The 19623-nt window shown below is 71.4% G+C and carries 19 protein-coding genes; 9 read left to right on the top strand and 10 right to left on the bottom strand.

Annotated features, from left to right (window positions below):
- Positions 1-49 precede the first annotated feature (49 nt).
- Both yaaA and eda read left to right on the top strand, forming a co-directional pair.
- Complete coding sequence (yaaA, locus tag JYK17_RS20760; RefSeq protein WP_108007929.1) at positions 50-832, top strand: peroxide stress protein YaaA; 783 nt, start codon at positions 50-52, stop codon at positions 830-832.
- Positions 833-931: 99 nt separating this feature from the next.
- On the top strand, positions 932-1582 hold the full coding sequence (gene eda / locus JYK17_RS20765) for a bifunctional 4-hydroxy-2-oxoglutarate aldolase/2-dehydro-3-deoxy-phosphogluconate aldolase (protein WP_108007928.1): 651 nt from the start codon (positions 932-934) through the stop codon (positions 1580-1582).
- Here eda and JYK17_RS20770 read toward each other — a convergent pair.
- A complete protein-coding gene (locus tag JYK17_RS20770) occupies positions 1566-2624 on the bottom strand; it encodes a zinc-dependent alcohol dehydrogenase family protein (protein WP_222810970.1) in 1059 nt (352 codons plus the stop codon). The genes eda and JYK17_RS20770 overlap by 17 nt on opposite strands.
- 98 nt (positions 2625-2722) lie before the next feature.
- Between JYK17_RS20770 and JYK17_RS20775 the strand changes: the two genes are divergently transcribed.
- Complete coding sequence (locus JYK17_RS20775; protein ID WP_108007926.1) at positions 2723-3544, top strand: helix-turn-helix domain-containing protein; 822 nt, start codon at positions 2723-2725, stop codon at positions 3542-3544.
- Here JYK17_RS20775 and JYK17_RS20780 read toward each other — a convergent pair.
- Genes JYK17_RS20780 through JYK17_RS20790 form a run of 3 tightly spaced genes read right to left on the bottom strand, consistent with a single transcriptional unit; the run spans position 3532 to position 6336 of the window.
- Positions 3532-4692, bottom strand: a complete 1161-nt coding sequence (locus JYK17_RS20780; RefSeq protein WP_128803197.1) for a bifunctional RNase H/acid phosphatase — start codon at positions 4690-4692, stop codon at positions 3532-3534. The two genes, JYK17_RS20775 and JYK17_RS20780, sit on opposite strands and share 13 nt — an antisense overlap.
- 43 nt (positions 4693-4735) lie before the next feature.
- Positions 4736-5479, bottom strand: a complete 744-nt coding sequence (locus JYK17_RS20785) for a zinc ribbon domain-containing protein (protein WP_108007924.1) — start codon at positions 5477-5479, stop codon at positions 4736-4738.
- Positions 5476-6336: a Nif3-like dinuclear metal center hexameric protein gene (locus tag JYK17_RS20790; protein ID WP_108008076.1), complete on the bottom strand. Its 861-nt coding sequence runs from the start codon at positions 6334-6336 to the stop codon at positions 5476-5478. Before JYK17_RS20790 ends, JYK17_RS20785 begins: the two co-directional genes overlap by 4 nt.
- Positions 6337-6614: 278 nt before the next feature.
- Here JYK17_RS20790 and JYK17_RS20795 point away from each other — a divergent pair, with 278 nt between their 5' ends.
- Both JYK17_RS20795 and JYK17_RS20800 read left to right on the top strand, forming a co-directional pair.
- The gene (locus JYK17_RS20795) at positions 6615-7832 is read left to right on the top strand and encodes a hypothetical protein (protein ID WP_128803196.1); all 1218 of its coding nucleotides are present in this window, start codon (positions 6615-6617) and stop codon (positions 7830-7832) included.
- A 97-nt stretch (positions 7833-7929) separates the two neighbouring features.
- Positions 7930-8088 carry a hypothetical protein gene (locus JYK17_RS20800; protein ID WP_164932268.1) on the top strand — a complete coding sequence of 53 codons (159 nt, stop codon included), beginning with the start codon at positions 7930-7932 and terminating at the stop codon, positions 8086-8088.
- Between the two features lie 66 nt (positions 8089-8154).
- Here the strand turns inward: JYK17_RS20800 and JYK17_RS20805 are convergent, their stop codons facing one another.
- From JYK17_RS20805 to chsH3, 3 genes are read right to left on the bottom strand one after another with little or no spacing between them, the layout of a single operon-like run.
- On the bottom strand, positions 8155-9096 hold the full coding sequence (locus tag JYK17_RS20805) for a 3-oxoacyl-ACP reductase (protein WP_108007922.1): 942 nt from the start codon (positions 9094-9096) through the stop codon (positions 8155-8157).
- Between the two features lie 42 nt (positions 9097-9138).
- Positions 9139-10215, bottom strand: a complete 1077-nt coding sequence (locus JYK17_RS20810) for a Zn-dependent alcohol dehydrogenase (RefSeq protein WP_108007921.1) — start codon at positions 10213-10215, stop codon at positions 9139-9141.
- A gap of 29 nt (positions 10216-10244) precedes the next feature.
- Positions 10245-11102, bottom strand: coding sequence for an enoyl-CoA hydratase ChsH3 (gene chsH3, locus JYK17_RS20815; protein ID WP_222810971.1), 858 nt, complete (start codon positions 11100-11102; stop codon positions 10245-10247).
- A gap of 253 nt (positions 11103-11355) precedes the next feature.
- On the opposite strand from chsH3, the gene JYK17_RS20820 reads away from it, so the two are divergent.
- Genes JYK17_RS20820 through JYK17_RS20830 form a run of 3 tightly spaced genes read left to right on the top strand, consistent with a single transcriptional unit; the run spans position 11356 to position 14272 of the window.
- On the top strand, positions 11356-12264 hold the full coding sequence (locus JYK17_RS20820) for an ABC transporter ATP-binding protein (protein ID WP_222810972.1): 909 nt from the start codon (positions 11356-11358) through the stop codon (positions 12262-12264).
- A complete protein-coding gene (locus JYK17_RS20825; protein WP_108007918.1) occupies positions 12264-12980 on the top strand; it encodes an ABC transporter permease in 717 nt (238 codons plus the stop codon). Before JYK17_RS20820 ends, JYK17_RS20825 begins: the two co-directional genes overlap by 1 nt.
- Before the next feature lie 14 nt (positions 12981-12994).
- Positions 12995-14272: a sensor histidine kinase gene (locus JYK17_RS20830; RefSeq protein WP_108007917.1), complete on the top strand. Its 1278-nt coding sequence runs from the start codon at positions 12995-12997 to the stop codon at positions 14270-14272.
- Here JYK17_RS20830 and JYK17_RS20835 read toward each other — a convergent pair.
- Positions 14250-15788, bottom strand: a complete 1539-nt coding sequence (locus JYK17_RS20835) for an alpha-L-arabinofuranosidase B (protein WP_222810973.1) — start codon at positions 15786-15788, stop codon at positions 14250-14252. The two genes, JYK17_RS20830 and JYK17_RS20835, sit on opposite strands and share 23 nt — an antisense overlap.
- Positions 15789-16061: 273 nt before the next feature.
- Between JYK17_RS20835 and JYK17_RS20840 the strand changes: the two genes are divergently transcribed.
- Entirely contained in the window at positions 16062-16694 is a 633-nt protein-coding gene (locus JYK17_RS20840; protein ID WP_108007915.1) for a response regulator transcription factor, read from the top strand.
- An 8-nt stretch (positions 16695-16702) separates the two neighbouring features.
- Here the strand turns inward: JYK17_RS20840 and JYK17_RS20845 are convergent, their stop codons facing one another.
- Both JYK17_RS20845 and JYK17_RS20850 read right to left on the bottom strand, forming a co-directional pair.
- Complete coding sequence (locus tag JYK17_RS20845) at positions 16703-18145, bottom strand: MFS transporter (RefSeq protein ID WP_108008075.1); 1443 nt, start codon at positions 18143-18145, stop codon at positions 16703-16705.
- 142 nt (positions 18146-18287) lie between these two features.
- Positions 18288-19475 carry a lipid-transfer protein gene (locus tag JYK17_RS20850; RefSeq protein ID WP_128803190.1) on the bottom strand — a complete coding sequence of 396 codons (1188 nt, stop codon included), beginning with the start codon at positions 19473-19475 and terminating at the stop codon, positions 18288-18290.
- Between the last annotated feature and the right edge of the window lie 148 nt (positions 19476-19623).

Consider the following 19623-nt stretch of genomic DNA (forward strand, 5'->3'; position numbering starts at 1 on the left):
GATCGCGGCCCGTACGCTGTTCGGGAGCTCAAACAGAAGGAGATCTTCCGTGCTGGTCCTGCTGCCGCCCTCCGAAGGCAAGGCGACCTCCGGCCGTGGCGCCCCGCTGAAGCTGGAGTCGCTGTCGCTGCCCGGCCTGACCGCAGCCCGTGAGGCCGTACTCGGCGAGCTGGTCGAGCTGTGTGCCGGCGACGAGGACAAGGCGCGCGAGGTGCTCGGGCTGAGCGAAGGACTGCGCGGCGAGATCGCGAAGAACGTCGAGCTGCCGGTCGCCGGCGCACGGCCCGCCGGGGAGATCTACACCGGTGTCCTCTACGACGCCCTCGACCTGGCCTCGCTGGACGCGGCGGCGAAGCGGCGCGCCACCCGTTCCCTCCTGGTCTTCTCCGGGTTGTGGGGCGCGGTCCGCGTCAACGACCGCATCCCCTCCTACCGCTGCTCGATGGGCGTGAAGCTGCCCGGGCTCGGGGCGCTCGGCGCGCACTGGCGGGCGCCCATGGCGGACGTGCTGCCCGAGGTCGCCGGGGACGGCCTGGTCCTCGACCTGCGCTCCTCCGCCTACGCCGCCGCCTGGAAGCCGAAGGGCGAGACAGCCGGGCGGACGGCGAGCGTACGGGTGCTGCACGCGCCGACCCGCAAGGTCGTCAGCCACTTCAACAAGGCGACGAAGGGGCGGATCGTACGGAGTCTGCTGACGGCCGGTGCGGCGCCCAAGGGTCCGGCCGAACTGGTGGAGGCGCTGCGCGACCTCGGCCACGTCGTCGAGGTGGAGCCTCCGAAGGGGAACGGGAAGGCGTGGCTGCTGGACGTGTTGGTGGACGAGGTGCACTGACCGGTCTGACCTGGCCTGATGCCGTCTTGATGCCGGTGATGGTTGCGTTCTGCGCAATGGTCTTTGCGCAGAGTGCGCACCACGGGGCACGATGAGGTCATGACCTCGCAGCCCGCCGCCTCCCTGCCCGCCTCCGTTCTCGATCTCGCGCCCGTCATCCCCGTCGTCGTGCTCGACGATGCCGCCGATGCCGTACCGCTCGCCCGCGCCCTGGTGGCCGGCGGGCTGCCCGCGATCGAGGTGACGCTGCGTACGCCGGCCGCCCTGGCCGCCATCCGCGCGATCGCGGGCGAGGTGCCGGAGGCCGTGGTCGGGGCCGGGACCGTGATCACGCCGGAGCAGGTGCGGGCGTCGGTGGACGCAGGGTCGCGCTTCCTGGTCAGCCCGGGCTGGACCGATCTGCTGCTGGACTCGATGCAGGCGTCCGGGGTGCCGTATCTGCCGGGGGTGTCCACCACCTCCGAGGTGGTCGCGCTGCTGGAGCGCGGGGTGCAGGAGATGAAGTTCTTCCCGGCGCAGGCCGCGGGCGGGGCGCCGTATCTGAAGTCCCTCGCGGGGCCGTTGCCGCAGGCCCGTTTCTGCCCCACGGGCGGGGTCGGCGCCGCGAACGCGCTCGACTATCTCCAGCTCCCCAACGTCGCCTGCGTGGGCGGGACGTGGATGATCCCCGCGGATGCCGTCGCGTCCGGGGACTGGGCGCGGATCGAGACGCTGGCGCGCGAGGCCGCGGAACTCACGACACGCGGATGACGACCTTGCCGAAGGCCGCACCGGACGCGTAGTAGCGGTACGCCGCGTGCACCTCCTCGTAGGGGAACACGCGGTCCACGACGGGGCGCAGGCCGTGCGCGGTGATCGCGCGGTTCATCCGCTCGTGGTGGGCGCGGCTGCCGACGAAGATCCGCCGCATCGTCAGCACGCTCGACGCGAGAGCGTCCGTGGTGATCTCCAGGTTGGGCCTGTGCGGGCTGTTGGCGGCGATCAGGGCGATGCGGCCGTAGAGGGCGGTCGCCCGGACGGACTGTTCGATGGTGTCCGGGCCGCCGGTCTCCACCACGAGGTCCGCGCCGCGGCCACCGGTCAACTCCCGTACGTTCGCGGCCCACTTCGGGTGCTCCACGTAGTTCAGTACGTGGTCGGCGCCCAGTTCCCTGAGACGTGCGGCCTTCGCGCCGCTGGACGTCGTGGCCACGACCTGCGCTCCCAGCGTCTTGGCGAACTGCACCGCGAACAAGGCCAGTGCGCCGGTGCCGAGTGTCAGGACCGTCTCGCCGGGGAGAACCGCTTCGGCGCCGGTCAGGGCGTTCCAGGCGGTGACCCCCGCGCAGGGCAGACAGGCCGCCTCCTCCCAGGTCAGGCGGTCGGGCATCCGTACGGCCGCGTTCTCGTCGAGGCGGACGTACTCCGCGAGCATGCCGGGGAGGGTCGCGCCGGGCTGGTCGATCATGGCGGGGGTGATCCGGCCGTCCAGCCAGCGCGGGAAGTAGGTGCTGGTGACGCGGTCGCCGACACCGAAGCGCGTGACCTCCTCCCCCACCGCGACCACCTCGCCCGCTCCGTCGCTGACCGGGATCACGTCGGGGGCCGCCTTGAGGGGGTAACTGCCGTCCAGGATCAGCAGATCGCGCTTGTTGAGGGAGACGGCGTGGACGCGTACGAGGATGTCGCGGGGGCCGGGTGCGGGCGGGGCGCCGGGGGTGTCACGGGGGACTATGCCCTCGACCGGGCCGGGGGTTTGCAGGTGGTGGGTGCGGTACGTGTGGTGGGTGGGGTGGCTGCTTTGGGTGCCCATGCGGTCATGCTGGTCGGAGGGGGCGGCGTCCTCAATTCCCGGCAGGGTATCGGCGCTGGTGAAGGCCGTTGTCGTACCCGTGACGTACAACTGGATCCATGACCACGCACGCCGTCGAACCCTCACCCTTCGCCCGCGAGCTGCTGCGCTGGCGCACCACCCGGCGGGTCAGTCAGCTGGAGCTCGCCTCGCGGGCCGGGACCACGCAGAGATACGTCAGCTTCATCGAGCGGGGGCGTTCCGTGCCGGGGCGGGCCGTGGTGATCCGGCTGGCCGAGTCGCTGGGGCTGACGCTCCGCGAGCGCAACGCGCTGCTGCTGGCGGCCGGTTACGCGCCCGCGTTCTCCGAGTCGTCGTTGGACGCGGCCGAGCTGAAGCCCGTGCGCGAGGCGTTGGACGGGATTCTGGACGGTCATCTGCCGTATCCGGCCGTGGTCGCCGGGCCGCGGGGTGAACTGGTCGCGGCCAACGCGGCGTTTGACGTGCTGACGCAGGGGGCGGCGGCGCACCTGCTGAAGCCACCGGTCAACGTCCTGCGGCTGGCCCTGCATCCGGACGGCATGGCCTCACGCGTGGTGAACCTGGAGGCTTGGGGGCGACACATCATCGAGAACCTGCGGGCGCGGGCGCGCACCAGTCCGGACCCGCTGCTGAGCGAGCTGGCGGACGAACTCGCCGCGTACGTCCCGCCGCTCACCGATCCCGGCGACGACTACCTGGGATTCGCCGTACCGCTCCGACTGCGTTGCCCGGAGGGCGAGTTGAGGCTGCTGACCACGCTCACGTCCTTCGCGACCGCCGTCGACGTGACGCTGGCCGAGCTGCATCTGGAGGCGTTCCTGCCGGCGGACACGCAGACGGCGGACATCCTCCGTCGAGCGGATGTCAGGCGCGCCGCTCAGCGCGCTCAGCGCAGGTGAGAGGTGTCGTTGAACAGCCGCACGCTCGCGTTGCCGTCCGCGTAGTACGCCACCACCGACAGCGCGGCCGCCGACAGTTCCATGCGGAACAGGGCCTCGGGCGGGGCGCCCAGGGCCAGTTGCACGAACGTCTTGATCGGGGTGACGTGCGAGACGAGCAGGACGGTGCGGCCCGCGTAGGCCGCCACCAGCTTCTCCCGGGTGGCCTCGATACGGGCCCCGGTCGCGGCGAAGCTCTCCCCGCCGCCGGTCGGCTCCGCCGTCGGGTCGGCCAGCCAGCGGTTCATGTCGTCCGGGTAGCGCTCGCGCACCTCGCCGAAGGTGTGGCCCTCCCAGGCCCCGAAGTCCGTCTCGCGCAGCCCTTCCTCGATGCTCACCTCAAGACCGAGGTGCCGGGCCACGATCTCGGCGGTCTCACGGGTGCGCGCGAGCGGCGACGCGACGACCGCCTGGATCGTCCCACGCCGGGCCAGCGCGGCGCCCGCCCGCTCGGCCTGCTCCCGCCCGACCTCGGACAGGGACGGGTTCGTCCCCCCGCTCCCGGAGAACCGCTTCTGCGGAGTCAACGGCGTCTCACCGTGCCGCAGCAGCACAAAGGTCGCGGGCGCACCCAGGTCGGCGGGCGCCCAGCCAGGACTGCTCACCTTGCTGACCACCGTTGCGGCACGCACATCCGCCTCGACCTTCGCCGCGGCAGCCTCCAGCTCCGCCGTCGAATCCGCCGCCGACCACTGCTCTCCCCGCGCGCCCGCGTCCATCGCCTCGTTCGCCAGTCGGTCCGCGTGCTTGTTCTTCTCGCGGGGGATCCACTCGTACGTCACCCGCTCCGGCGGGAAGACCTGGGACGCCTGCATGGCCAGTGGCTTCATGTCCGGGTGCTTGATCTTCCAGCGGCCGGACATCTGCTCGACGACGAGCTTGGAGTCCATGCGGACGTGGACGATCGCCGAGGGGTCGAGTTGGTGTGCCGCGCGCAGGCCGGCCAGCAGGCCCCGGTACTCGGCGACGTTGTTCGTGGCGACGCCGATGTACTCGGCGGCCTCGACCAGCGTCTCGCCCGTCGTCGCGTCCAGCACGACGGAGCCGTAGCCCGCGGGCCCCGGGTTCCCCCGCGACCCGCCGTCCGCCTCGACGATGAACTCCCGCACGGCACCAGCCCCTTACTGACCTCGGAAAGGCGTCTGAAGGCGTCTACAGACCGGACTCGGCCGTACGCACCAGGATGCGGCGGCAGTTCTCGCAGCGCACCACCGTGTCGGGGGCGGCGGCGCGGATCTCGTTGATGTCGGTGATGGCCAGCTCCTGGCGGCAGCCCTGGCAGGTGCGCTGGTAGAGCTTGGCCGCACCGATGCCGCCCTGCTGCTCGCGCAGCTTGTCGTAGAGCTTGAGCAGGTCGGCCGGGATGGTGCCGGCGATGACCTCGCGCTCCTTCGTCACCGTGGCCACCTCCCCGTCGATCTGCTCGACGGCGGCGTCGCGGCGCGCGGTGGCGTCGTCGACCTTGGACTGGACGGAGGAGACCCGTTCGGTGAGCTCGGCGACCCGCTCCTGCACGGACTCGACGCGCTCCATGACCTCCAGGACGACGTCCTCCAGGTCGCTCTGCCGCCTGGCGAGGGAGGCGATCTCGCGCTGCAGGTTCTCCAGGTCCTTCGGGGAGGTCACCGCGCCGGAGTCCAGGCGCTGCTGGTCGCGGACGGCGCGCTGGCGCACCTGGTCCACGTCCTGCTCGGCCTTGGTCTGCTCCCGGGCGGTGTCGCTCTGCTCGGTCTGCGCGGCCACCAGCAGGTCGCGCAGCTGGGTGTGGTCCTTGTTCAGGGACTCGATCTCGGCGTGCTCGGGCAGCGACTTCCGCCGGTGGGCGAGCTGCTGGAGGCGGACGTCGAGTGCCTGGACGTCGAGAAGGCGGATCTGGTCGGCGGGCGCGGCGTTCAGTTGGGGGCTCCTGCAGGGGTGTCAGGGGAGGCCGCATGGGCCGTCCAGGGGTCGGTGACCGTCTTGGAGACATGGACGCGAAGGTCCCATCCATGGCGGTCGGAGATCTCGTCGAGCTGGGTTGCGGCCAGCTCGCACCAGGGCCACTCGGTGGCCCAGTGCGCCGCGTCGAGCAGCGCGAGGGGACTGTGTGCCACGGCCGCCGTGAACTCCGCGGCCGGGTGATGGCGGAGGTCGGCCGTCAGGAAGGCGTCGACACCTGCCGCCCGTACGTCGTCGAAGAGGCTGTCGCCCGAGCCGCCGCTGACGGCGACCGTGCTGATCGTGGCCTCCGGGTCGCCGGCCACGCGGATGCCCTGCGCGGTGGCGGGCAGCCGGGAGGCGGCGCGGGCGGCGAAGGCGCGGACGGTCAGCGGGTGGTCCAGTGCGCAGATCCGGCCGAGGCCGCGGCGGCCGTGCGGGTCGCTCGGGTCCGGCACGAGCGGCCGCAGGACGCGCAGGTCCAGCGCTCCGGCCAGCGCGTCGCTGACGCCGGGGTCGGCCTTGTCCGCGTTGGTGTGGGCGACGTGCAGCGCGATGTCGTTCTTGATCAGCGTGTGCACGACGCGGCCCTTGAAGTGGCTCGCCGCGACCGTCGTCGTACCGCGCAGGTAGAGCGGGTGGTGCGTGACGAGCAGGTCGGCGCCGAGCTTGATCGCCTCGTCGACGATTCTCTGGACCGGGTCGACGGCGAACAGGACCCGGGAGACCTCCTGGTCGGGGTCGCCCACGACGGTGCCGACCGCGTCCCAGGACTCGGCCCGCTCGGCGGGCCACAGGTTGTCCAGCGCGGCGATGACTTCAGACAGACGGGGCACGGACAAAAGGCTACCTGCCTGATCTGCGCTGCTGAACCGAAGGCCGTTTCCGTCCGTGCCAGGGTCCCGTTTCCGTAGGCGCCCGGATTCGTTTCCGTCGGCGCCGAGTGTGCGGAGCGCCCGGGCACGCTCACGGCCCCCACGGGGCGCCTCCAGCACACCCGTCCCCGTTTCCTCAGGCGAATCGTGCCCCGGCCACCCTTATGTGTGAAGCAGAAGCCCGGCGTCCCACGTGTGTGCGTGCGAAAACTAGTTTCGTCGCCGGAGGTGACCAGACCATGACGGCGTGTGCGATCGAGCCCGAGGCTGCCCCCGAGGGCGGTGCACCGGAATCGGGCTGCACCATCACCGCGGACGGTGCCTACGGCGCCCGTCTCACGCGGGACGGCGACTCCTGGTACCCGGAGCGCTGGACGCTGGACGGCCCGGAACCGTACGCGGTGTCGCTGCCGGTGAACCAGCCCGAGGAGCCCGGCACGCAGGTGCAGCCGATGGGCGACGGGCGGGTCCTGGTGTGCCGGCCGGTGGCCGGGCGGCACGTCTTCTGTCTGCTCTACCCGACCGGCCCCGGCACCGGCGAAGTCATGATCGGCGCGGTCGAGTGCCCTGACGACGACACCCGGCTACGGCTGCTGCCGCCCGCACCGGGCGGTGAGAACGCGTACGCCCTCGCCGTGGGCCGGCACTCCAGCGCGGTGTGGCAGGTGGTGGGCGGTGCCTTCGGGCCCGAGCGCGTGGCGGAGATCCCCGGGCGCTGCTCGGGCGGGGTGTGGCTGGACCGCGCGGGGCGGATGCTGGCGCTGGACCGTGAGATCGGCGACCGTACGAAGGCGGTCGTGGTGGATCTGGAGCGGGCCGGGGAGATCTCCCCATTGCTGCAGATCGCCGATGACAGCGACGACCGGCTGCTGCTCGCCGACCCCGACAGCGGGCTGCTGCTGATCCGCTCGGACGCGCCCTCGCCGGGCGAGGAGCGGCTGGGCTGGGGTGTGCTGGGCAGCACGCTGCCGGTGCGGTTCCCGGAATGCCTGCGGCTCGCGGACTGCGCGGTGACGCCGTTCGCCATTCAGCCGGGGCAGGTGCTGACGCCGGAGAACTGCGGGGTGGCGCTGCGCATCGACGGCCCGGTCGGCAGCTGGGTGGGGCTGTGGCGGCCGGACCGCCGGCAGGTGCACCAACTCGCGGCGCCCGCCGGGTGGTTGGCGGGCACCGGATGGTGGACACAGGACGGGGTGCTTCAACTGCCCTACGCCACGGCCGAGGTGCCGTGCGGCGTGGCGCGGATGGCGGCACCTTCGGGGGAAGCAGGGGGATCGGGGGGCGCGGGGGATGCGGGACCGGAGGATCCGGTGGGGGGCGGCGCGGCAGGTCAGGGGGCGTCGGGGACGTCGTCCCCCGCGCCGGGCGAGCCCTCGCAGCCGGATCCTCCGGAGCCTGTCGCGGCACGTCCCGTGCCCCTGCAGCAAGCACCGTTGGGACGTCTTGTAACGAACTAGTGCCGATGGGCGTGCCCGTGTGGATTCGAACAACGGGGTGATGGATATGCTCGCCGGGCTGTAAGAAAGATCAGTTTTGACGGGGTGAATACGTCCGATGAGCGACACCAGCACGACGGAGCAGCTGTCCGCCGACTCCCTGGAGGACACCGGTCACGGCCGGCACCGGGGGCCGGTCTCGGCCCAGGAGGGCGAGTCCTCTCCGCACGGCCGGCACCGCAAGCCGGCCGGGGAGACCGCCGAGGCGGCTGTCTGACGGTAGTAGGCAGTAAGGGAGAGGGGGTGCCCGACGGGCACCCCCTCTTCAGCATTTCAGCCCCGCTCAGCCCCGCCGTTTGAGCCCCAGCACCTCCGCCGCCGCGAACGTCTCCCCGTGCGGTCGCTCCGCGTAGTGCGGGGTGAGCAGCCCGTCGAGTTCGTCGTAGGTGAAGGTCTCCTGTTTGCTGTCGAACTGCGCCTGTACGCGCGGCCGTTCGACGATCGCCACCATGCCGCCGTGCACGACGAGCAGCTGGCCGCTGACGCGGGCCGCGGCGGGCGAGGCCAGATAGCCGACGAGCGGGGCGACATGCTCGGGGGCCAGCGGATCGAGGGCGTCGGCGGGCTGCTCGAATCCGGCGAAGACGTCCTCGGTCATGCGGGTGCGGGCGCGCGGGCAGATGGCGTTGGCCGTGACGCCGTACTTGGCCAGGGCGAGGGCGGTGGAGGTGGTCAGGCCGACGATTCCGCCTTTGGCGGCCGCGTAGTTGGGCTGGCCCGCCGAGCCCGCGAGGAACGCCTCGGAGGAGGTGTTCACGATCCGCCCGTACACCGGGCCGCCCGCCGCCTTGGACCGCTCGCGCCAGTGCGCGGCCGCGAAGTGGGTCGTGTTGAAGTGGCCCTTGAGGTGGACGCGGATCACCGAGTCCCACTCGTCCTCGGTCATGGAGAAGACCATGCGGTCGCGCAGGATGCCCGCGTTGTTGACCAGGATGTCGAGCGTGCCGAACTCGGCGACGGCCAACTCGACGAGTTCACCCGCCTGTTGGAAGTCGGCGACGTCACCGGTGTGCGCCAGCGCCCTGCCGCCCGCGGCCCGGATCTCCTCGGCGACCTGTTCGGCGGGACCGGCGGATGCCTCGCCCGAGCCGTCGCGGCCGGGTTGTCCGAAGTCGTTGACGACGACGGCCGCGCCGAGCCGGGCGAGTTCGAGCGCCTCGGCCCGGCCAAGGCCCCGGCCGGCGCCGGTGACGATCGCGGACAGTCCCTCGAGTGGCGGTGACATCAAGGTCCTTTCCAGAAAGGGGCGTTCGGCCGACGGCGGGGGTCAGATCTCGATGCACGTACGCAGCGCCGTCCCCGTACGCATCTGGTCCAGGGCCTCGTTGATGTCGGCGAGCGGCACCCGGTGCGTGATGAGCCCCGCGAGGTCGATGCGGCCGGCCCGCCACAGGGCGATGGTGCGTTCGTAGGAGCGCAGGACGTCGCCGCCGCCGTACATCGAGGGCAGGATCCGCTTCTCGTCGAAGAACAGCTCGAACATGTTGAGTTGCAGGAAGTCGTCCATGGCGCCCGCGCCGACGATGACGAGGGTGCCACCGCGCCGGGTGTTCTCGTACGCCGTGCGGGCGGTGGCGGACTTGCCGACGACCTCGAAGACGTAGTCGAAGCCCTCGCCCGCGGTGACCTCCTGCTTGACCCCGGCCAGCTCGTCCGGTGAAACGGTCCTGGTGGCACCGAACTTGAGCGCCGACTCGCGGCGCGAGGCGACCGGGTCGACGGCGACGATCTCGGCGGCGCCCTTGAGCCGTGCGCCCTGGATCGCGGAGATGCCGACGCCGCCGCAGCCGATGACGGCGACCGACGAACCGGCCTGTACGTCGGCGGTGTTGAGGGCCGCGCCGAGCCCGGTCGTCACGCCGCAGCCGATGAGCGCGGCGATGTCGAAGGGCACGTCGTCGGGGATCGGCACCGCGCAGCCCGCGTCGACGACGACCTCCTCGGTGAAGGTGCCGGTGCCCGCGAAGCCGAAGACGTCACCGGCGGGGCGCTTGAAGTTGGGGTTGCCCGCGTTCATGAACCCGGCCAGGCACAGCTGGGTCTGGCCGCGCTTGCAGGCGGCACAGGCGCCGCAGGCGGGCAGCCAGCACACCACCACACGGTCGCCGGCCTTCAGGTTCCGTACGCCTTCGCCGACTTCGACGACCTCGCCCGCGCCCTCGTGCCCGGGGACGAACGGGCCCGGCTGCGGCAGCACCCCGCTCATCGCCGACAGGTCCGAGTGGCACAGCCCCGTGGCCCGTACCCGGATCCTCACCTTGCCGGGTCCGAACCCCACCGCCTCGACGTCGTCGAGGACCTCCAGCTTGTCCTGGCCGATCTCGTGCAGTACGGCTGCGCGCATGGTGCGGCTCCCCTCAACTATCGGCTGTGTCAGGAGTGTTCGACGATCGTGTCGGCGAGGACGGGCGCGTCGTCCCGCTCGACGGCGCCGACGGCCACCCGTACCCGCCCCTCGCCCTGCCACATGCGGATGCGCAGGGTCTCGCCCGGGAAGACGACGCCCGCGAACCGGGTGGCGTAGGAGCGCACCCGGGTGACGTCACCGCCGAGCAGGGTGTCGACGACCGTCTTGAGCGTCATGCCGTAGGTGCACAAGCCGTGCAGGATGGGCCGTTCGAATCCGGCGAGCTTGGCGAAGTCGGGGTCGGCGTGCAGCGGGTTCCAGTCGCCGGACAGGCGGTAGAGCAGGGCCTGGTCCTCGCGGATCGCCCGCTCGACGGTGCGGTCCGAGTCGCCGGCGGGCGGGTCCGTACGCGTGGACGGTCCTCGGTCGCCGCCCCAGCCGCCCTCTCCCCGTACGAAGATCTGGGCGTCGTTGGTCCACAGCGGCCCGTCGGCGTCGGCGACCTCGGTGCGCATGACCAGCACGGCCGCCTTGCCCTTGTCGTACACAGCGGCGATGCGGCCGGTCGCGGTGGCGGTGCCCGCGACCGGGATGGGGCGGTGCAGGGTCAGCGACTGGCCGCCGTGCAGGACCTTGGCGAGGTCGACCTCGACGCCAGGCATGGACAGTCCGCTGATCACCCCGGGCGAACCGGCGCCCGCGACGGTGGCGAAACTCGGCAGGACGTGCAGCCGGGACTCCAGGGTGTAGCGCAGCTCGTCGGGGTCGGTGGCGGGGATGCCCGCGCCGATGCCGAGGTGGTAGAGCTGGACGTCCTTGCGGTCCCAGGTGATCTCGCCGGTGTGGGGCTCGGCGGCGAGGGCCTTCGCTGCGTCGATGGGCATACGGCTCCTGACGTGGGAGAAGTGCGGGACCCCGGCGCGGCCGTCCGCACCGTCGGCCGCACCGAGGTCGTCACGCGTGCCGGTCTAGAACGCGTTCCAGTCCGGCGCCCTCTGTATAGCCCAGCGCTCCGCACTTGTGAAGGCTCCTGACGCTGTGTCAGTTCTGTTGGGCGGGCACCCGTGACATTTGTCCTGCCGGAGTCGGTACAGGAGCCTCTGCCGGGCGCGGACCCTGCTCCGTAGCGTCGTCGGTATGACACAGACGGAAAACGCCGCCGTGTCCTTCACGGGGGCGGTCAAGACCTTCGGCACCGTACGGGCCGTCGACGGCGTCGACCTGGAGATCGCGGCCGGCGAGACGGTCGCGCTGCTCGGGCGCAACGGTGCCGGCAAGTCGACGACGATCTCGCTGCTGCTCGGCCTGGACGAGCCCGACGAGGGCACGGTATGGCTCTTCGGCGCGCCCCCGGAGCGGGCGGTACGGGCGGGCAGGGTCGGCGCCATGCTGCAGGAGGGGCGTGCGGTCCCCCGGGTCACCGTGCAGGAGCTGGTCTCCTTCGTGGCCCGCCGCTACCCCGAGCCGATGCCCGTCGCGCGCGCCCTGCAGCTGGCCGGGATCCCGGAGCTGGCGGGGCGGCGCGTGGACCGGCTCTCCGGCGGCCAGACGCAGCGCGTGCGGTTCGCCGTGGCGCTCGCCGGGAACCCCTCGGTGATCGTCCTGGACGAGCCCACCGCCGCCCTGGACGTGGAGGCCCGGCACGCGTTCTGGGCGTCGATGCGCTCCTACGCCCGCCTGGGCCACACCGTGCTGTTCTCCACCCACCACCTGGAGGAGGCGGACGCGCACGCCGACCGCATCCTCGTCATCGACCACGGCCGGATCGTCGCCGACGGCACCGGTGAGCAGCTCAAACGGGCCGTGGGCGGCAGCCTGGTCGCCTTCGACCTCGGGGGCCGCTCCACCGCGGGCCTGGAGCTGCTGCCCGGCGTACGGTCGGTGGAGGTGCGCGGGGACCGGGCGCGGCTGCGCAGCGACGACCCGGACGCGACGGTGATCGCTTTGGCGGAACTGCACGCGATACGCGGCCTGGAGGTCGCCCCGGCGTCACTGGACGACGCGTTCCTCGCCCTGACGGCGGCACCGGTGAAGGAGGCTGCGTGATGCTCGACTACCTGCGACTGGAAGTCCGCCGCACTCTCCGTGACGTCGGCTTCGTCATCGGTGGGGTCGCCATGCCGGTGCTGATGTATCTGCTGTTCACCAATCTCGGTGGGGACGACGGCGGGTGGAAGACCGGGGCGATGGTCGGGATGGCCGGGTACGGGGCGGTCGGCTCCGCGCTGAACACCGGCGGCGGGGTCGCCGAGGACCGGGCGATCGGCTGGCTGCGGCAGCTGCGGGTGACGCCGATGACGCCGCGCGAGGTGGTGATCGGCCGGACCCTGACCGGCTCGGTGACGGTGCTGCCGGCCATCCTCGCGGTGCTGGCCGCGGGCGGACTGATCAACGGCGTACGGCTGGACGCCTGGCAGTGGGCGGCGGTCGCGGGGCTGCTGTGGCTGGGCTCGGTGCCCTTCACCCTGCTGGGCCTGGGCAACGGCTACCGGCTGACCGGGCAGACCACCGGCGTCACGAACATGGTGTGCAACCTGGGCCTGTCGGTCCTCGGCGGCCTGTGGTTCCCGATCAGCCTGTTCCCGCACTGGCTGCGCAGCGTGTCGCAGTACACGCCCACCAACCGCTTCGCCGAGCTCGGCACCTCCGTCGCGGTGGGCCGTGCCCCCGCATTCGGCGCGATCGCGGTCCTTACCCTCTGGATGCTGGCCTTCGGTTCGTACGCTGTGCTGTCGTACCGACGTTCCGGCCGGACCGTCTGAACGGGGAGCGAGACATGTCCTGGATGCGAGAGGTCACCTGCCAGCTGGGCATGTGGCGGGCGGCGCGGGCCCGCTGGAGGGCGGACATGGCGCAGTACAAGGCCGCGCAGAAGGAGGCCCGCCGAACCGGGCGGACACCCGTGAACCCGGGTCCGCCGCCCAGCGGCTTCGCGCTGCTGCCCTGGCTGCTGATGGGCATGGGCGCCTTCTCCAACCTCCTCCAGGGCAAGACGCCCAGTCCCTGGATCGGCGGCATCGGCCTGTTCGCCTTCAACTCCCTCTACATCTACGTCACCTTCCGCTCCTTCGTGAAGGACAAGCGCAAGTCCACCTCGACCCGGGTGGCGCTGATCGTGATGACCCTGCTGACCATCGGGCTCGCCATGGGCTACGGCGGCAGCTGGCTGTACTTCTTCCCGCTGCTGGGCCTGGCCACCGGCGCCGCCATGCGCGGCCCCTGGCTGGGTCAGTTCGGTCTCGCGCTGACCGCCCTCGCGGCGGCGGTCTCGGTGTACCGCACGGGCTGGAACGCCTCCTTGAACGTCGCCTACGGCACCTTCCTGTCGACCATGGTCACGGCCGCGATCCTGTCCCTGTCGGAGGCGGTGCGCGAGCTGCACGAGGCCCGCGAGAAGCTCGCGCTGCAGGCCGTGGAGAAGGAACGCCTGCGCTTCTCCCGCGACCTGCACGACCTGCTCGGGCACACCATGTCGGTGATCGTGGTGAAGTCGGAGGCGGCCAGGCGGCTGGCCACGCGCGACCTGGACGCCGCGATCGCGCAGGTCACCGACATCGAGGCCGTCGGCCGCCAGGCGCTCACGGAGATCCGCGAGGCGGTCACCGGCTACCGCGAGGGCAGTCTCGCCACCGAACTGGACCGGGCCCGCTCGGCGCTGAGCGCGGCGGCGGTCGAGCCGGTGGTGGTCCGCTCGGGCACCCCGCTGGCCCCGCAGACCGAGGCGCTGCTGGGCTGGGTGGTGCGCGAGGCGGTCACCAATGTGGTGCGGCACGCCGGTGCCACGCGCTGCTCGATCACCGTGGACAGCACCTCCGAGCGGGTCCGCCTCACGGTCACCGACAACGGCACCGGGGACGGCGAGCCGTCCGCGCCCTGCCCGCCGGGCATCGGCGGCACCGGTCTGAAGGGCCTGACCGAGCGCCTCGCGGCGGCCGGCGGCTCCCTTACGGCCGGCCCGTCGCCGCGAGGCGGTTTCACGGTCGCCGCGGAACTCCCGCGGGAGCCCAGCGACCTGGCGGACGCGGTGCTGGCTACGGCGCCCACGGCTGGCTGACGGCCCAGCTCACGTCGTCCGCCCAGGACGTCGCGCTGTCGAAGGCGTTCGAGCCGCCGTTGCTCGCTATGTAGACGTTGAGGTCGTAGTGCCTCAGGAATCTCGTCGGGTAGTTGTACGACGCGAACGAGGTGCCCGTGCCGCTCTTCCCGGTCGTCGGGCAGAAGGTCGCGTCGCCTCTGAACAGCGCGGTGCCGTCCATGGGCTGCCGGTAGAGCTGGAAGTTCGAGTGCCGCAGGAAGTCACCGGGGTAGTTGCGGGACTCGAAGGAGACGCAGGAGCTGTCCGCCAGGCCACGGCGCACGATCCAGGTGGCGTCGCCCTTGTCCAGCGCCGAACTGCCGGAGGTGACCGGCGAGATGACGGCGTTGTTGTTCTGGTGGCGGATGTAGTCGGTGGTGCAGCACGCGGTGGTGGCGCGCAGCGATATCTCCGAACCCGGCGTCAGTGAGCCGGTGGAGCCGGTCGCGCCGCCGTAGCCGACGGAGACGATGTTGGCCTGTACGGCGTTGTCGGCGGCGTCGGTCGGGATGCCCGACGTCATGACGCCCTCGAAGAACGACCCGATGGAGCCGTTGCTGTTGTCGCCGCCGGTGCCGAGCACGATGGCGCCCTCCTGGTGCATGGGCGAGTAGCCGCCGGCGGTGGGTTCACCGCCGGAATAGGTGGTGGTGAGTCCGCCGGATTGGGCGTTGCCGTATTTCAGCGCGAAATGGTCCTGACCGTTGTTCTTCAGCAAAGCGGTCACGAACGGCATGGCTCCTGTTCCGGTGTTCGAGGAGTTCTTGCTGTAGCCGGCGTCCGACTGGAACAGGCCGTTCTCCAGGTCGGCCTGCACCCAGGGGCCGCCGCCGTAGCAGGGCGAGAACCAGCACTCCGTACCGAAGTTGATCGCGTCCATGTGGCCGTTGCCGGTGTCCTGGTTGTTGGTCTCGGCGTTGCCGTAGTCGAAGCAGCAGCGGTTGTTGACGTGGGTGCCGGAGGTGACCATGTACATCCCCTCGGCCTGGCCGCCCACCGCGACGCCCGAGGTGGAGTTGTCCCGGTAGCCCATGCCGGCCGAGATCTCCAGGCCGTAGACCTGGTGCCCGCCGACGGTGACCGGCAGGGCGTCGGCGGGCGCCCCGACATCGGCCGCGCCGGCGCCTCCCGCGCCCTCGATCGTGAGGTCGTTGTGGCGCGAGGACTGGTCGTAGATCTTGGTGATGATGCAGGTCGTGCCGGTGCAGAACGAGTCCTGGGCGGCGGCGTCGGCGTATCCGCCGGCGGACAGCAGCCCGATGTTCCTGGTGGCGCCGTCGGAGGCTCGCTGCACCTGGTACAGCGAGCCGTTGTAGGAGGAGTAGAGCGCCCTGGCGAGGCTGTGCGCGGCGACGCAGGGGGTGCCCGCGGCGGCGTAGAGGTCGCAGGGCAGCGAGCCGGCGGCCTGGGCCTGCGGGACGCCGGCGGCGAGCGCGAGGACGGTGATCAGCGCCGAGAGCGCGGCGAGCGTCGCGGTTCTGAGTCTGGAGAGCACGGTGGACCTCCTTTGACGTCCGACATACCGAACGTTGTTCGGCCGAAATACCGAACCTAATTATTCGATCGAAATGCCGAACAATTACGGGTGGGGGCAGAGGCACAGAAATTGCAAAGGTGAACTCCCAATGCAGAGGTGATTGTTGAGGTGATTTTGGGAACCGTCAAGACTCGCGGAACGGAACCATGACAATTCTTCGGGCAGGCGGCGGGTGGGGGCTTTGTCCGCCTCCCGGCCCCGACCTGGCCCTATTCTTGGTCCGTGAACGAGATGCCCCGGGACCACCGGCCGTCGAAGAGTGTGCGGGTTCTGCTCGCCGAGGACCAGGGAATGATGCGGGGCGCGCTCGCCCTGCTGCTGGGCATGGAAGCCGACCTGGAGGTCGTCGCCCAGGTCGCGACGGGCGACGTGATCGTCGACGCCGTACTGACCCACCGGCCGGACGTGGCCCTGCTCGACATCGAGCTGCCGGGCATGAGCGGTCTGGACGCGGCGGCCGAGCTGCGTGAACAGGCCCCGGACTGCCGGGTGTTGATCCTGACCACGTTCGGCCGGCCCGGCTATCTGCGCCGCGCCATGGAGGCCGGGGCCGCCGGCTTCCTGGTCAAGGACGGCCCCGTGGAGGAGCTGGCCGAGGCGATCCGCCGGGTGCTGACCGGCGAGACCGTCATCGACCCCGCACTCGCCGCCGCCGCGCTCAGCGCCGGGCCCAGCCCCCTCACCGCCCGCGAGTGCGACGTCCTCAAGGCCTCCGTGGACGGCGCGACCGTCGCCGACATCGCCGCAAAGCTGCACCTGTCCGAGTCCACGGTCCGCAACTACCTGTCGTCCGCGATCGGCAAGACGGGCACCCGCAACCGGATGGAGGCGATGCGGGAGGCCCGCCAGCAGGGGTGGCTGTGACGCGCTGACTACCGCGTCACCTTCCCCGAGGCCGCAGCGGCGGAGCTTGCGCGCGGCAGCCACGCCAGCATCAGCACCACGCCCGCCAGCAGCACCACCGTCCCGACCCGGAACGCCAGCGCATAGCCCTCCGTCAGCGCCGCGGGCGTCAGCCGGTCACCCGTCCGTGCCGCCGCGATGGTCGACATGATCGCGAGGCCCAGTGAACCGCCCATCGTGCGGGAGGTGTTGATCAGGCCGGAGACGAGTCCGGCCTCCCCAGGCGCCGCCCCCGAGGTGGCGAGCGCGGCGAGCGGGGTCGCCATCAGGCCGGCGCCCAGCATCATCAGGATGCCGGGGAACATGATCTCCGTGAGGTACGCCCCCTCGGACGTCATCAGCGACTGCCAGCCGAAGCCGGCCGCCGCCACGACCGCCCCGAGCGCGGCCACGGTGCGCGCGCCGAGCAGCGGCATGAAGCGGGGCGCCGCCTTGGAGCCGAGGAGCACCGCGAGGGAGCTGGGCACCAGCGCGAGTCCGGCCTCCAGCGGGGAGTAGCCCAGCACGTTCTGGGCGTACAGCGTCATGAAGTACCACATGCAGAACATCGCGGACCCGCTGATGAACATCGCCGCGTTCGACGACGACACCGACCGCACCCGGAACAGCCCGAGCGGCATGAGCGGGGCGGCCGTACGCGATTCGACGAACAGGAACAGTGCGACCAGCGCGAGTCCGGCCGCCAGCGGCACCAGCGTGGCCGCCGCCGTCCACCCCTCGGCCTCGGTCTGCGAGATGCCGTACGCGAGGGTCGCGAGCCCGGCCGTCACCAGCACCGCGCCCGGCAGGTCCAGGCGTCGCCCGCCGCCGTTGCGGCTCTCCACCAGCCACCGCATCGCACCGGCCAGCACCACCGCGCCCACCGGCACGTTGATCAGCAGCACCCAGCGCCAGGACAGCCCGTCCACCAGCGCCCCGCCGACCAGACCGCCCGCGGCGCCGCCGCCCGCACCCACGGCCGTCCAGGTCGCTATGGCCCGCGCCCGCGCCGGGCCCTCGGGGACGGCGGAGGTCAGGATGGTGAGCGTCGACGGAGCGAGCACGGCCGCCCCCAGACCCTGCACGGCCCGCGCCACCAGCAGCTGGCCGCCCTCCTGGGCGAGGCCGCCGCCCAGCGAGGCGAGCGTGAACAGGGCGAGCCCCACCAGGAACATCCGCTTGCGCCCGTACAGGTCACCGGCCCGCCCGCCGAGCAGCATGAACCCGGCGAAGGCGATCGCGTAGGCGTTCACCACCCACTGCAGCCCCTGCGGGCTGAGCCCCAGGTCCGTACGCATCGACGGCAGCGCCACGTTGACGACCGACACATCCAGCACGACCAGGAACTGCCCGGCACAGGCGAGCGCCACCACCAGCCACGTGGGCGGCGTGCTACGGCGGACGATCGGGGTGACCTCGGTGGCTTCCAGCATGTCCGTCATGCTCTCAACCCGCCCGCACCCCTTGCATCGGGATTTCGCCCGACCAGGGCTTCGGGCGGGAGACCTAGGCCGCGACGCCGAGACCACAGAACCGAGACCGCACCCGCACGCCACAAAACAAAGCCCAGGGGGCCTACGCCGCCCGCAACAGCGTCACCACCGCCGCCCCGCCCAACCCGATGTTGTGCGCCAGCCCGACACCGGCGCCCGGCACCTGCCGCTCCCCCGCCTCGCCCCTCAACTGCCAGGCCAGCTCGGCGACTTGGGCGATCCCGGTCGCGCCCAGCGGATGCCCCTTGGAGATCAGCCCGCCGGACGGGTTCACCACCCAGCGCCCGCCGTACGTCGTCGCCCCGGACTCCACGAGCTTCCCGGACTCCCCCTCGGCGCACATCCCGAGCGCCTCGTACGTCAGCAGTTCGTTGACGGAGAAGCAGTCGTGCAGCTCCACGACGTCCACGTCCTCGATGCCGAGCCCGGCCCGCTCGTAGACCTGCCGGGCCGCCTCCCGCGACATCGGTTGCCCCACGACGTCGATGCAGGAACCGGAGGCGAAGGACTCCTGCGTGTCGGTGGTCATCGCCTGTGCGACGATCTCGACGAGCGAGGTCAGCCCGCGCTCCTCGGCGAACCGTTCGGACACCACGACCGCGGCCGCCGCCCCGTCCGAGGTAGGCGAGCACTGCAGCTTGGTCAGCGGCCGGTGGACGGTGCGGGCCGCGAGGATGTCGCCGACCTCGTACACGTCCCGGAACTGCGCGTACGGGTTGTGCGCCGAGTGCCGGTGGTTCTTGGCGGCCACGGCGGCGAGCTGCGCCTCGGTGGTGCCGTACTTCTCCATGTGCTCACGGGCCGCGTCGCCGAAGATCTGCGCGGTGGGCGGGGTCGCCTCGAAGCCGTGCCGGGCTGCCATGATCCCGTAGTGCCGGGCGACGGGCGAGGTGGCGAAGTCCCCGCCGTCCGCACCCCCGCCCAGCGCTCCCTTCCTCATCTTCTCGAAGCCCAGCGCCAGGACGCAGCCGGCCGCCCCGCCCTCCACCAGCTGCCGGGCCAGCATCAGGGCGGTGGAGCCGGTGGCGCAGTTGTTGTTGACGTTGTAGACGGGCACTCCGGTGAGACCCAGCTCATAGGCGGCGCGCTGCCCGGCGGTTGAGGGCTGGAAGCAGTAGCCGACGGGAACCTGTTCCACGTCCTCGTAGGTCACTCCGGCGTCCGCGAGCGCCGCGCTCCCCGCCTCCCGCACCATGTCCCAGTACTGCCACTCACGGGTCTCGGGCTTCTCGAATCGGGTCATGCCGACCCCGGCGACGTAGGCCTTCATGGCGCGCAGACTAGAACACGTTCCATTCAGCCACCAGATCTGATGACCGATCAGAATCCCATGACCGGGTCAAGAAATGATTAGAGACCCGAAGCAACGGAATAGTTGCCTGTGCATACGAGGTTTACCGAGCACTTATCTAACGGGA

This window comes from Streptomyces plumbidurans (genome assembly GCF_019857225.1).
Taxonomy (GTDB): Bacteria; Actinomycetota; Actinomycetes; order Streptomycetales; family Streptomycetaceae; genus Streptomyces; species Streptomyces plumbidurans.